We start from the raw sequence: 12224 nt of genomic DNA, 5'->3' as shown, positions 1-12224 counted from the left end.
ACTGGAGGAAGTCATGGAACTGCACCACGAGTTCACCGTGCCGGTCCCGGTCGACGACGCCTGGCGGGCGCTGCTGGACGTCGAGCGGATCGCGCCGTGCATGCCCGGGGCGAGTGTCGAGGAGTACGACGGCAAGACCGTCACGGGCTCGGTGAAGGTGAAGGTGGGTCCGATCACCGTGACCTACAAGGGCACCGCCGTCTTCGAGGAGCAGGACGACACCGCGCACCGCATGGTGCTGATCGCCAGCGGCCGGGAGACGCGCGGCCAGGGCACCGCCCGGGCCACGGTCACCAGCACCCTGGCCGAGCGCGACAGCGGCACGGCCGTGTCGGTGCGCACCGACCTGACGGTGACCGGGCGTCCGGCGCAGTTCGGGCGCGGGGTGATGTCGGAGGTGGGCGACCGGATCATCGGCCAGTTCGCCGAGTGCCTGTCCCAGCGGCTGGGGGAACCGGCCCAGCCTCCGGCGCTGGAGGAGCCGGAGGAGACCGAGCCGCTCGACCTGTTCCGTACGGCGGGGGTGCCGGTGGCCAAGCGGGCGGCGGTGGGCGTCGCCGCGGCCCTGGTGGTGGCGGTGGTGTACGCCGGTCTGCGGCGCCGGAGGGGCCACTGAGACACCGTTTCGGCCCGGTCTCGCGACTTCGAAGAAAAAATTGTGAAAAGCACCCGAATGGGGTACGCGGCAACAACGAGGCAGGACTGCCTCGACACAGTGCCTCTGTGGGAAGGAGGTCCGTGAAAGCGCACACTCGAAGCACCGGGCCGCTTGCCGCATCTGCAGCGGCCCGGACCCACGAGTAGCGCCGACCGGATGCCTGCGGCGTCGTTCACGAGCGAGGCCGGCCCGAGCGATGTGCGGGTACGGCGACGGAACCGGGCGCTAGCGCGGTGGCAGCCGGTGCAGCAGTACGTCCCTCAGCCGCCCGTCCTCGACACCGGCGGTCATGTACGTGCAGTGCGGCTGGCGTCGGCGGTCGGTGGGCGAGCCGGGGTTGAGCAGGCGCAGGCCGCCGGGGGCGGTGGTGTCCCAAGGGATGTGGCTGTGCCCGAAGACCAGCACGTCGAGGTCCGGGAACCGGGCGGCACAGCGCGCCTCACGGCCCTGGGCGGCTCCCGTCTCGTGCACGACGCCGAAGCGCAGCCCGCCGATCTCGGCGCGAGCCACCTCGGGCAGTCGGGCCCGCAGGTCGGGTCCGTCGTTGTTGCCGTGGACGCCGACGAGCCTGCGGCACCGGCTCTCCAGGAGGTCGAGGGTGGCGGTGTCGACCCAGTCCCCGGCGTGGAAGACGACGTCGGCGCGCGGAAGTTCGGCCAGGAGCGGCGCGGGCAGTTCCCTGGCCCGCTTGGGCAGGTGGGTGTCGGACATCAGGAGCAGGCGCACACGGCCAGCCTACGACCACCGGATCCACAACCTGCGGGTCTTCTTCGGTCGGCTGCTGCGGCGGATCGTAGAGGTCGCGGAGCACGACGAGCTCACCCCGTCGCAGGTCTCCACACGCATCCTGACCCGCGCACCACCCTCGTCGTGATCGGCCTCCGGGCGGACATCGTCGGCGTGGTCACCCGATCGGCTCAACTCGCCGACGTCTTCCGCGCGCACGGCCTGCCCGTGGTCCTGGTGCGGATCTCCTTCGCCGCCGACGGCGCGGACGCGGTCCCGGGCCGGACCGAGACGCCCCGGCCCGGCGGCGCACCCCCGGAGAGCACAAGATCGTCGGCGAACTCGCCGGTCACGACGAGGACATCGGACCGGCACCACCGCCGAGATCCTGGAACTTCTCGCCAGGAGGCACGACTGGCCGAATCGCGGCGACGCTCGCACGGGCGGGGCGGAGTGGGACCAAGTCCCTGGCCGGGTTAGCATCTGGCCACCGCCCGAACACATACGGCAAGCGAACCGAGGGGGCTCGGAAGCCCGATGCCGGTCAAGGTCAGCGTCATCGTCCCGGTCTACAACCCGGGGCCTTACATCGAGGACTGCATCACCTCGCTGCTCGAGCAGTCCCTGCCGCCCGACGAGTACGAGGCCATCTTCGTCGACGACGGCTCCACCGATGGCACCCCGGCCCGGCTCGACGAGCTCGCCGCAAAGGAGCCCCGGGTCCGCGTGATCCACCAGGAGAACTCCGGCTGGTCCGGCAAGCCGCGCAACGTCGGCATCGCGGCCGCCCACGGCGAGTACGTCATGTTCGTCGACAACGACGACAGCCTCGGCACCGAGGCCCTGGAGCGGATGTACGGCTACGGCAAGGCCAACGAGGCGGACGTCGTCGTCGGCAAGATGGCCGGCCGCGGCCGCTCGGTGCCGGTGGAGCTGTTCCGCCGCAACCGGCCGCGGGCGTCCGTCGAGGACGCCCCGCTCATCGACAGCCTCACCCCGCACAAGATGTTCCGCAAGGCGTTCCTCGACGAGACCGGCCTGCGCTTCCCGGAGGGCAGACGGCGTCTGGAGGACCACGTCTTCGTGGTGGAGGCGTACCTGCGCGCCGCCAACGTCTCCGTGATCGGCGACTACGTCTGCTACTACCACATCCGCCGTGACGACGCGGCCAACGCCGGCATCCAGCAGTTCGAGCCCGTCGGCTACTTCAAGAACCTGCGCGAGGCGCTCGACGTCGTCGAGCGGTACACCGAGCCGGGGCCGGTCCGTGACTCCCTCCACCGCCGCTGGCTGCGCGTGGAGATGGTGGAGCGGCTGCGCGGCAGGCGCTTCTTGAAGCTGGCGGAGGACTACCGGCGCAAGCTGTTCGAGGAGATCCACCACGTCGCCACCGAGCGCTTCGGCCCCGGTGTGGCCGCGGGCCTGCAGCCGACCCAGCAGGTGGTGGCCGCACTGATCGCGGCGAACCGGTACGACGACGTCGTGGCCTTCGCCGAGTGGGAGGCCGGCCTCTCGCTGCGCGCCGTGCCCGGCGAGATCGAGTGGCGCGACGGCGCGCTGCGCGTGGAGATCGCCGCGGAGTTCACGGCGGGCGGCGCGCCGCTGACGTTCCCCGGCGGCGGGGTCCGCGCCCCGCTGGACGGACCGCCCCCGAACGTCGCCGAGGCGGTGGCCTGGGTGGGCTCCGACATCGTCGCCCGGTTCGGCAAGGCCGCCCTGGACCTGCTGGTGCGCGAACGGTCCACCGCCGCCCAGTACTTCCAGCCGGTCGAGGTCACCCGGGAGATCGTGCCCGTCGGGGACAGCGGCAACGTGCGGCTGGTGCTGCGGGCGACGGCGACCGTCGACCCGGCCGGCGCGGTGGACGGCGGTCCGCTGCGCGCCGGGCTGTGGGACACCTACGCCCGGGTCAGGATGGGCGGCTGGAGCAAGGAGGCCCGGATCGGTCCGGGCCCGCGCAAGGCCCGTGCCGCCGCCTCCGCCGCCGTCGTCGGGGGGCATGTGGTGCTGCCGTACTGGACGGACCCGCACGACAACCTCTCCCTGGACGTCGACCGCGCGAACAAGCGCCTGGGCCTGGACCGCCTCGCCCCGGAGACGGTCACCGTCTCCGGCGACCGGGTGCGCGTGCCGCTGCCGCTGCACGTCCCCGTCGAGAGCCCGGCGCTGTTGCGGCTGACCTCGCAGGGCCGGTCGGTGGACACACCCGGCATGCTGGCCCCGGCCGGTGACGGGGCCGTGCTGGAGGCGTCCCTGCCCGTCGGCGAACTGGGCGGCGGGACCTGGCGGGCCGCGCTGTGCCCGGCGCCCGACGACGCGGACGCGCGGTCCCTGCCGCTGCCCCTCACCCTGCGGACGGCCAACGGCTCGGTCAAGGTGGTCCGCACTCCACGGCCCTCGGCCGTGGGCCGGCTGGCCCGCAGGGCGCGGCGTGCGCTCGCCGCGGTCCTCGGGCGGCGTACGGCGTCGGCTTCCAAGGCTCGAAAGGCGTAACAGCGTGCGATCACTGGGTATTGAAGGCGCCTGGGCGCTCGAACCGAAGATCTTCCACGACGAGCGGGGCAGCTTCCACGAGTGGTACCGCGGCGCCGAGTTCCGCGAGGCCATCGGCTACGACCTGTCGCTGCGGCAGGCCAACCTCTCGGTGTCCCGCTGGGGCGTGGTCCGCGGCGTGCACTTCGCGGACACGCCGCCCGGGCAGGCCAAGTACATCACCTGTGTGCGCGGGGCCGTCCTGGACGTGGTGGTCGACCTGCGCGTCGGCTCGCCGACGTTCGCCCAGTGGGAGGCGGTACGCCTCGACGACGACACCCGGCACGCCGTGTTCATCGCGGAAGGGCTCGGCCACGCCTTCATGGCCCTGACCGACGACGCGACCGTGGTGTACCTGGCGTCGGAGGGCTACGCGCCCGAGCGGGAGCACGCCGTGCACGCCCTCGACCCGGACCTGGGCATCACCTGGCCCGAGGGCATCCGTCCGGTGCTCTCCCCGAAGGACGAGCAGGCTCCGTCGCTGGCCGAAGCCCGGGAGACCGGGCTGCTGCCGTCGTACGAAGCCTGCACCGCCTACTACGAGAAGCTGCGCGGCGGCTCGGTCAGCGACTGACGGCGAGCGGCTGCAGCGCGGTCCTCAGCGGCTCCCAGCCCCGGGAGCGGCTGAGGCCGCGGTTGCGGGCGCGCACCAGCGGGCGCCAGAAGTCGGCCTCCAGCAGGGTCTCCGGCTTGACCGCCTTCACCCGCTCCAGGACCGACTCGGGCACCTTCTGCGGGTCGGGCACCTCGAACTCGGCCATGATGTCGTCGTACTTGTCCTTCAGCACCGTGTTCTTGGGATCGGCGCCGAAGACGATGAGCTGGCCGGTGGGCTGGGTGTCCACGAGCACCGTCACCAGGTCGGGACGGTAGCGCTCCAGGATCTCGATGATCTTGTAGACGTCGCCCGTCCAGGCGGTGGTGTGCCGGTCACGGGCCGCCTCGTCGATGCTGCGCGGCAGCATGTCGTCGAAGACGATCACGCTGGACCAGTCGGAGTGCTTCTCGATGTTGATGAAGTCCCGCAGCGCGTACTCGAACAGGTGCATGCCGTCGATGAACGACAGGTCGAGCGTCGTGCGCCGCCAGTGGCCCAGCGGACTGCGGCCCCGGCGCAGGTTGCGCAGCGGGTGGCGGCCGCCCTTGAGGTGCGCGAGGGGGTTGTCGCGGGCGAAGAAGTCGTCGCTGGTGGCCTTCACCAGGTGGACGTCGCACTTGATCTCCGTGACCACCTTGAAGGCCGGGTCGACGGCGATGCTGGGCACGCGCGACAGCTTCAGGCTGCGGCCGTCGTTGACTCCGATCTCCAGGTAGTTGCGGTTGGCGGTGGCCTTGTGCAGGCCCCGCAGGAACTCGTGGCGTTTCACGAAGGGGACTCCTTGCGGATCAGTGGAAGTGCCTCGTGCAGGGCGGTGCGCCAGTCGCGCAGCGGCGGCAGGCCCAGCTGCCGCCAGCGGTCGTGGCCGAGAACGCTGTAGGCGGGCCGGGGCGCCGGGCTGGGGTAGGCCTCGCTGCCGACCGGCCGCACTCGCTCGGGGTCGGCGCCGAGGCCGCGGAAGACCTCGCGGGCCAGCTCGAACCAGGTGGTCTCGCCGGAGCTGGTGGCGTGCAGGACACCGTTCGCGCCCCGGCCCACGCGGGGGCCGAGGTCGGCGACGCGCGCGGCGACCTCCGCGCTCCAGGTCGGCTGCCCGCGCTGGTCGTCGACGACGTCGAGGGTGTCGCGGCGGGACTCCAGGTCGATCATCGTGCGGACGAAACTACGCCCGTGGACCCCGTAGAGCCAAGCGGTTCGCAGGATCGCGCTCGCTGTGGGGAGTTCCTCGGTCACGGCCCGCTCCCCGGCCAGCTTGGTGCGGCCGTAGGCGGTGCGCGGGCCCGTGGGGTGGTCCTCCGGGTAGGGCGTGCGGGCGTCGCCCGCGAAGACGTAGTCGGTGGAGACGTGGATCAGCCGGGCGCCCAGGGCCGAGCAGGCGCGGGCGAGGTTGCGGGGCCCGTCGCCGTTGACGGCGAGGGCCCGTTCCTCGTCGGTCTCCGCGTTGTCGACGGCCGTGTACGCGGCGCAGTTGACGACCAGCTCGGGGCGGTGCTCGGCCAGCGCCGCGCGGACCGCCTCCGGCCGGGTGATGTCCAGGGCGGCGCGGTCGAGGCCCGTGACGTCCTCGCCGCGCCGGAGCAGTTCCTCGACGGTGTCCCGGCCGAGCATGCCGCCGGCGCCCGTGATCAGCCACCTCATGCCGACCGCCGCTTCAGGGGCTCCCACCAGGCGCGGTTGTCCCGGTACCAGGCGATCGTGTCGGCGAGACCGGTGGTGAAGTCATGGCGGGGGCGGTAGCCGAGCTCGTCGCGGGCCTTGCTCCAGTCGACGGAGTAGCGCAGGTCGTGGCCCTTGCGGTCCTCGACGTGCTCCACCATGTCCCAGTCGGCCCCGCAGGCCTCCAGCAGCAGCCCGGTGAGTTCCTTGTTGCTCAGCTCCGTGCCGCCGCCGATGTTGTAGACCTCGCCGGGGCGGCCCTTGGTGCGCACCAGGTCCACACCGAGGCAGTGGTCCTCGACGTGCAGCCAGTCGCGGACGTTGAGGCCCTCGCCGTAGAGCGGGACCTTCCTGCCGTCCAGGAGGTTGGTCACGAACAGCGGGATGACCTTCTCGGGGTACTGGCGCGGGCCGTAGTTGTTGGAGCAGCGGGTGACGCGGACGTCCAGGCCGTGGGTGCGGTGGTAGGCCAGGGCCAGCAGGTCGGAGGAGGCCTTGGAGGCGGAGTAGGGCGAGTTGGGCCGCAGCGGGTGGTCCTCGGGCCACGAGCCCTGCTCGATGGAGCCGTAGACCTCGTCGGTGGAGATGTGCACGAAGGGGCCCACCCGGTGGCGCAGCGCGGCGTCCAGCAGGGTCTGGGTGCCGACCACGTTGGTGAGGACGAAGTCGGTCGCGCCGGTGATCGAGCGGTCCACGTGGGACTCGGCCGCGAAATGCACCACCTGGTCCGCCTCGGCGACGAGCTTGTCGACGAGTTCGGCGTCGCGGATGTCGCCCTGCACGAACTCCAGCCGTGGGTGGTCGAGTTCGAGGTTGTCGAGGTTGCCGGCGTAGGTGAGCTTGTCCAGCACGGTGATCCGGGGCGCGTCGGGCGCTCCGGGGGCCAGCAGCATGCGGACGTAGGCGGAGCCGATGAATCCGGCGGCGCCGGTGACGAGGAGATTCATGTATGGATCTGCACCTTGCTGTGGTCGCCGAGGACGAGTCGGTGGGCGCTGGGGACACTGGGGGCCGGCGTCACCTCGACGTGCCGGCCGATGAGGGAGTTCTCGATGCGCCCCACGCCGAGGATGGAGGAATCGCGCAGGACGATGGAGAACTCCAGCTCGCTGTCGGTGATACGGCAGTTCTCCGCGACGGAGGTGAAGGGACCGACGTAGGAGTCCTCGACGACGGTGCCGGCGCCGATCACGACGGGCCCCACGATCCGTGAGCGCTCCACCCGTGCGCCCTCCTCGATCACGACGCGCCCGATCGTCTCGGACTCCTCGTCGACCTCCCCGTCGATACGACGGTCGAGGCCCTCCAGGACGGTCCGGTTGACCTCGAGCATGTCGACGACGTTCCCGGTGTCCTTCCAGTAGCCCTTGATGACCGTGCAGCGGACGTCGGCACGGGCGTCGATGAGGTGCTGGATGGCGTGGGTGATCTCCAGTTCGCCCCGCCAGGAGGGGCGGATGGCGCGGACCGCCTCGTGGATGAGTGGCGTGAACAGGTAGACACCGACGAGGGCGAGGTCGCTCTTGGGGTGTTCGGGCTTCTCCTCCAGGCCGACGACCTGCCCGGAGGCGTCGAGTTCGGCGACGCCGAAGGAACGGGGGTCGGCCACCTGGGTGAGCAGGATCTGGGCGTCGGGGCGGTTTCTGCGGAACTCGTCGACGAGGCCGCTGATGCCTCCGACGATGAAGTTGTCGCCGAGGTACATGACGAAGTCGTCGTCGCCGAGCCAGTCCCGCGCGATCAGTACCGCGTGGGCCAGCCCGAGGGGCCGCTCCTGGGGGATGTAGGTGATCTCAAGGCCGAACTTCGATCCGTCGCCGACCGCTTCCTGGATCTCCTCGGCGGTGTCTCCCACGATGACACCGACCTCGGTGATGCCGGCAGCGGCGATGGACTCCAGGCCGTAGAAGAGCACGGCCTTGTTGGCCACGGGCACGAGCTGCTTGGCCGACGTGTGCGTGATCGGCCTCAATCGAGTACCGGCGCCGCCGGACAGCACGAGAGCCTTCATCTGGTTCACCCTAGCGTCGATCGCCATAAAGAGGGCGTTCGATCAGGGCCCGCGGGTGGCAAAGACGCTGCGCCGCCTATCCGGCGACGCAGCGGATCCCCTGGTGCGGGCGGGCTGTCGGGGGAGTGTCAGTCCTCGCCCCGCACGATGTTCCATTCGGCGTCCGGCAGGGCCGATCGGGTGGCCCTCTCGTCCAGGACGGCCGGCAGGCAGGTCCGCACGACACCCTTGCCGCGCATGTGCTGCGCCTTGAGCGAGCCGGTGTCCGGCCTGGGGATGGAGCTCTTCTCACTGGTGGGCGACGTCACGGCGGCTCATCTTCCTTCTGCCTCGATGCTCCTCGTCCGGGTCCCCCGCCGGGGCTTCGCCAAACGCCGTTCACGACCGGCCCCGCGTCCCCTGACGGCAGACACCAGGGCGTGGCGCGACGGGGTGCCGCGACCGCGGCGGTAGCGTCGCCGCGGTTCGTGGAGGAGGACGATGACCGAGCCGTCGCAACTGTCGCAACCGACCGTCCCCGTGGACAGCGCCTTTGAGAACGCGCTGGGCGCGGCGCTGCTGCGCTGGGCCTCGACGACCGATCACAAGGTGATCGGACGCCTGTACATGGTGACGGCGTTCTGCTTCTTCCTGTTCGCCGGGCTGCTGGCACTGGCCATGAGGGCCGAACTGGCCCGGCCGGGACTGCAGTTCATGAACGAGCACACCTACAACCAGCTCTTCACGATCCACGGCACGATCATGATGCTGCTGTTCGCGACACCGATGTTCGCGGGATTCGCGAACGCGGTGATGCCGCTGCAGATCGGTGCCCCGGACGTGGCGTTCCCGCGGCTGAACGCCCTGTCGTACTGGATGTACCTGTTCGGCGGGCTGATGGTGGTCTCGGGTTTCGTGGTGCCGGGCGGGGCCGCGGCGTTCGGCTGGTTCGCGTACGCGCCGCTCAACAGCTCGTACCACTCCCCCGGCGCGGGCGGGGACCTGTGGGTGATGGGTCTCGTGGTGACGGGTGTGTCGACGACGCTGGGCGCGGTCAACTTCATCACCACCGTGCTGTGCCTGCGGGCGCCGGGCATGACGATGTTCCGGATGCCGATCTTCACCTGGAACGTGCTGTTCACGTCGGTGCTGGTGCTGCCCGCGTTCCCGGTGCTGACCGCCGCGCTGCTCGCGCTGGAGGCGGACCGGAAGTTCGGCGCGCACGTCTTCGATCCGGCGAACGGCGGCGCGTTGCTGTGGCAGCACCTGTTCTGGTTCTTCGGGCATCCGGAGGTCTACATCGTGGCGCTGCCGTTCTTCGGGATCATCTCGGAGATCATCCCGGTCTTCGCCCGCAAGCCCCTGTTCGGCTATCTGCCGATGATCGGGGCGACCATCGCCATCACGATGCTGTCGGCGGTGGTGTGGGCGCACCACATGTTCGCCACCGGCGCGGTGCTGCTGCCGTTCTTCTCCGTCATGTCGTTCCTGATCGCGGTGCCGACCGGCATCAAGTTCTTCGCGTGGATCGGCACCATGCGCGGCGGGTCGCTGTCGTTCGAGACACCGATGCTGTGGGCGTTCGGCTTTCTGATGTCGTTCCTGCTGGGCGGTCTGAGCGGGGTGCTGATCGCGTCCCCGCCGCTCGACTTCCATCTCACCGACTCGTACTTCATCGTGGCGCACCTGCACTACGTCCTGTTCGGCACGGTGGTGTTCGCGATGTTCGCCGGGTTCTACTTCTGGTGGCCGAAGTTCACCGGGAGGATGCTCGACGAGCGGCTCGGCAAGGTGCACTTCTGGCTGCTGTTCCCCGCCTTCCAGCTGACCTTCCTGGTGCAGCACTGGCTGGGCGAGGCGGGGATGCCGCGCCGGTACGCCGACTACCTGCCCGCGGACGGGTTCACGCTCCTCAACACCCTCTCCTCGATCGGGGCCTTCCTGCTCGGCGTCTCCACGCTGCCCTTCCTCTACAACGTCTGGCGCACCGCCCGGCACGGCCGCCGGGTCGCCGAGGACGATCCGTGGGGTTACGGGCGCGGCCTGGAGTGGGCGACCGCGTGCCCGCCGCCGCGGCACAACTTCGTCGCCCTGCCCAAAGTGCGGTCCGAGTCACCGGCGTTCGACGTGCGCCATCCGGCGGTCGTGCGGGCGGCGAGCGAGGAGGCGCGATGAAGGCCGAGTCGTTGTTCTTCGCCGGCGTGGCACTGTTCTTCGCCGGGACCGCCGTGCTGTACGGCTGGTGGGCGCGGGAGCCGGCCGGGTCGGCGGTGCTCGCCGTCGCGTTCCTGATGGCCGCCCTGGTCTCCTTCTTCACGGCCATCCAGTACCGGCGCAAGGGGCGGCGCCCGCAGGACCGTAACGACGCCGAAGTGGCCGACGCCGCCGGGCCGGTGGAGTTCTTCCCGCCCGACAGCCCGTGGCCCGTCGTCACGGCGCTCGGGTTCGCGGTGGCCGCGCTGGGAGTGGTCTACGGGCTGTGGCTGTTCCTCATCGGCTGCGCGGTGCTGGCCCGGGGTGTTGCGGGGTTCGTGTTCCAGTACGTGGGTCGGGGGGCCGGTCCGCGGGACTGAGCGGGGTCCTGGGGGCGCCGGGACGGAAGTCGGTGACGGGCCGGTGACCGGTCTCGTAGCCGCCCTCGACGGTCTGCCGCACCTCGCCGGTCTCCTCGCCCTCGACGAGCCGTTCCCGCTCGGCGCCGGTCAGGGCGTGGCACAGCCGGCGGGTGAGCAGGAAGGCCGCGACCGGGGCGAGGACGAGGGCGGTGCGCAGGATCCAGGTCAGCGTGTTCACCGAGACCCGGAAGGTCTGCGCGACGATGTCGTTGCCGCCGGCCAGCAGCAGGACGCCGAAGAAGGTGACACCGGCGGCGCCCAGGGCGGTGCGGACGGGGCGGTCCCTGGGCCGGTCGCACAGGTGCCGCTCCAGGTGCCACTCGCCGGTCAGGCGCTGCTCGGCGAAGGGGTAGGCGTACAGCACGAGGAAGAGCAGGCCGGGCAGCACGACGGCCGGGAGCAGGACGTTCCACATCACGGTGTGGCCGGCGAGGTTCGTCTCCCACGGCGGTACGAGCCGCAGCGCGCCCTCCAGGAAGCCGACGTACCAGTCGGGCTGGGAGCCGGTGGAGGCCTGGTCGGGGCGGTAGGGGCCGTACGTCCACACGGGGTTGATCTGGGCGACGCCGCCGAGCAGGGCGAGCACCCCGAAGACGGTCAGGGACAGGCCGCCCGAGGAGGCGGCGAACTGCGGGTAGAGGGGTTTGCCGACGACGTTGACCGCCGTGCGTCCCGGTCCGCGCCACTGGGTGTGCTTGAGGTGGAACACCAGGATCAGATGCACGGTCACCAGGCCGACCAGCGCCCCGGGCAGCAGCAGGACGTGCAGGCCGTAGAGGCGGGGGACGATGTCGTGGCCCGGGTACTGGCCGCCGAAGACGAACATCGCGACGTACGTGCCCACCACGGGGATCGACAGCATGATGCCCTGGGCGATGCGCAGGCCGGTGCCGGACAGCAGGTCGTCGGGCAGTGAGTAGCCCGCGAAACCCTCCGCCAGGGCCAGGACGAACAGCGTGACGCCGATGATCCAGTTGACCTCCCGGGGTCTGCGGAACGCGCCGGTGAAGAAGATCCGCAGCAGGTGGAGGCCGATCGCGGCGATGAAGACGAGGGCCGCCCAGTGATGCGTCTGCCGCATCAGCAGGCCGCCGCGCACGTCGAAGCTGATGCGCAGGGTGGAGTCGAAGGCGTCCGACATGCGCATGCCCCGCAGCGGCACGTAGGAGCCGTCGTAGACGGTCTCGCGCATCTCCGGGTGGAAGAAGAACGTCAGCCAGACGCCGGTCAGGACCAGGACGAGGAGGCTGTAGAGGGCCAGTTCGCCCAGGAGGAACGACCAGTGGTCGGGGAAGGCCTTGCGCAGCAGCGGGCCGCCGCCGTCGAGGAGGGGCAGCCTGGCGTCGGCGGCCTCGGCCAGCCGCTCACCCGTACGTGACGTCGAACGTCGCACTCCCGACCGCCTCCCTGCCCAGCGTTGCCGTGCTGTCCATCCCACGTGGCGGCGGG

General features: G+C 70.9%; 12 protein-coding genes and 1 pseudogene. 6 read left to right on the top strand and 7 right to left on the bottom strand.

Annotated elements, in window-relative coordinates:
- Nucleotides 1-13 precede the first annotated feature (13 nt).
- Entirely contained in the window at nucleotides 14-616 is a 603-nt protein-coding gene (locus FBY22_RS13945; RefSeq protein WP_142145565.1) for an SRPBCC family protein, read from the top strand.
- Between the two features lie 267 nt (nucleotides 617-883).
- Here the strand turns inward: FBY22_RS13945 and FBY22_RS13940 are convergent, their stop codons facing one another.
- Nucleotides 884-1384, bottom strand: a complete 501-nt coding sequence (locus FBY22_RS13940; RefSeq protein WP_142145563.1) for a metallophosphoesterase — start codon at nucleotides 1382-1384, stop codon at nucleotides 884-886.
- Between the two features lie 144 nt (nucleotides 1385-1528).
- On the opposite strand from FBY22_RS13940, the pseudogene FBY22_RS44845 reads away from it, so the two are divergent.
- The 3 genes and pseudogenes from FBY22_RS44845 to rfbC form a co-directional block, all read left to right on the top strand.
- Nucleotides 1529-1749: pseudogene (locus FBY22_RS44845) on the top strand (hydrolase); the annotation flags it as partial.
- Nucleotides 1750-1921: 172 nt separating this feature from the next.
- Complete coding sequence (locus tag FBY22_RS13925) at nucleotides 1922-3877, top strand: glycosyltransferase family 2 protein (protein ID WP_142145561.1); 1956 nt, start codon at nucleotides 1922-1924, stop codon at nucleotides 3875-3877.
- A 4-nt stretch (nucleotides 3878-3881) separates the two neighbouring features.
- Entirely contained in the window at nucleotides 3882-4490 is a 609-nt protein-coding gene (gene rfbC, locus FBY22_RS13920; protein ID WP_142145559.1) for a dTDP-4-dehydrorhamnose 3,5-epimerase, read from the top strand.
- Here rfbC and FBY22_RS13915 read toward each other — a convergent pair.
- The 5 genes from FBY22_RS13915 to FBY22_RS13895 all read right to left on the bottom strand — a co-directional run bounded on the left by FBY22_RS13915 (nucleotide 4480) and on the right by FBY22_RS13895 (nucleotide 8489).
- Nucleotides 4480-5283, bottom strand: coding sequence for a class I SAM-dependent methyltransferase (locus tag FBY22_RS13915; RefSeq protein ID WP_142145557.1), 804 nt, complete (start codon nucleotides 5281-5283; stop codon nucleotides 4480-4482). The two genes, rfbC and FBY22_RS13915, sit on opposite strands and share 11 nt — an antisense overlap.
- A complete protein-coding gene (gene rfbD, locus FBY22_RS13910; RefSeq protein ID WP_142145555.1) occupies nucleotides 5280-6152 on the bottom strand; it encodes a dTDP-4-dehydrorhamnose reductase in 873 nt (290 codons plus the stop codon). Before rfbD ends, FBY22_RS13915 begins: the two co-directional genes overlap by 4 nt.
- On the bottom strand, nucleotides 6149-7117 hold the full coding sequence (rfbB, locus tag FBY22_RS13905) for a dTDP-glucose 4,6-dehydratase (RefSeq protein ID WP_142145553.1): 969 nt from the start codon (nucleotides 7115-7117) through the stop codon (nucleotides 6149-6151). The genes rfbD and rfbB overlap by 4 nt, the downstream gene beginning before the upstream one ends.
- Nucleotides 7114-8181: a glucose-1-phosphate thymidylyltransferase gene (locus tag FBY22_RS13900; protein ID WP_142145551.1), complete on the bottom strand. Its 1068-nt coding sequence runs from the start codon at nucleotides 8179-8181 to the stop codon at nucleotides 7114-7116. The genes rfbB and FBY22_RS13900 overlap by 4 nt, the downstream gene beginning before the upstream one ends.
- A 128-nt stretch (nucleotides 8182-8309) precedes the next feature.
- On the bottom strand, nucleotides 8310-8489 hold the full coding sequence (locus FBY22_RS13895; RefSeq protein ID WP_142145549.1) for a hypothetical protein: 180 nt from the start codon (nucleotides 8487-8489) through the stop codon (nucleotides 8310-8312).
- Between the two features lie 172 nt (nucleotides 8490-8661).
- Here FBY22_RS13895 and ctaD point away from each other — a divergent pair, with 172 nt between their 5' ends.
- Together ctaD and FBY22_RS13885 are read left to right on the top strand one after the other, a co-directional pair.
- Nucleotides 8662-10335, top strand: a complete 1674-nt coding sequence (gene ctaD, locus FBY22_RS13890; RefSeq protein ID WP_142145547.1) for a cytochrome c oxidase subunit I — start codon at nucleotides 8662-8664, stop codon at nucleotides 10333-10335.
- On the top strand, nucleotides 10332-10733 hold the full coding sequence (locus FBY22_RS13885) for a cytochrome c oxidase subunit 4 (protein ID WP_142145545.1): 402 nt from the start codon (nucleotides 10332-10334) through the stop codon (nucleotides 10731-10733). Before ctaD ends, FBY22_RS13885 begins: the two co-directional genes overlap by 4 nt.
- Here the strand turns inward: FBY22_RS13885 and FBY22_RS13880 are convergent.
- On the bottom strand, nucleotides 10651-12168 hold the full coding sequence (locus FBY22_RS13880; protein ID WP_142145543.1) for a ubiquinol-cytochrome c reductase cytochrome b subunit: 1518 nt from the start codon (nucleotides 12166-12168) through the stop codon (nucleotides 10651-10653). The genes FBY22_RS13885 and FBY22_RS13880 overlap by 83 nt on opposite strands.
- Nucleotides 12169-12224: the final 56 nt, after the last annotated feature.

It is taken from the genome of Streptomyces sp. SLBN-31 (assembly GCF_006715395.1).
Classification (GTDB): Bacteria; Actinomycetota; Actinomycetes; order Streptomycetales; family Streptomycetaceae; genus Streptomyces.
Note: the sequence above shows the minus strand (reverse complement) of the source record. Positions and strands in the feature narration are given on the sequence as shown.

Coding starts and splice junctions, on each gene's coding strand:
- FBY22_RS13945 (WP_142145565.1), top strand. CDS start 14: ATGGAACTGCACCACGAGTTCACCGTGCCGGTCCCGGTCGACGACGCC.
- FBY22_RS13925 (WP_142145561.1), top strand. CDS start 1,922: ATGCCGGTCAAGGTCAGCGTCATCGTCCCGGTCTACAACCCGGGGCCT.
- rfbD (WP_142145555.1), bottom strand. CDS start 6,152: ATGAGGTGGCTGATCACGGGCGCCGGCGGCATGCTCGGCCGGGACACC.
- rfbB (WP_142145553.1), bottom strand. CDS start 7,117: ATGAATCTCCTCGTCACCGGCGCCGCCGGATTCATCGGCTCCGCCTAC.
- FBY22_RS13900 (WP_142145551.1), bottom strand. CDS start 8,181: ATGAAGGCTCTCGTGCTGTCCGGCGGCGCCGGTACTCGATTGAGGCCG.
- ctaD (WP_142145547.1), top strand. CDS start 8,662: ATGACCGAGCCGTCGCAACTGTCGCAACCGACCGTCCCCGTGGACAGC.
- FBY22_RS13885 (WP_142145545.1), top strand. CDS start 10,332: ATGAAGGCCGAGTCGTTGTTCTTCGCCGGCGTGGCACTGTTCTTCGCC.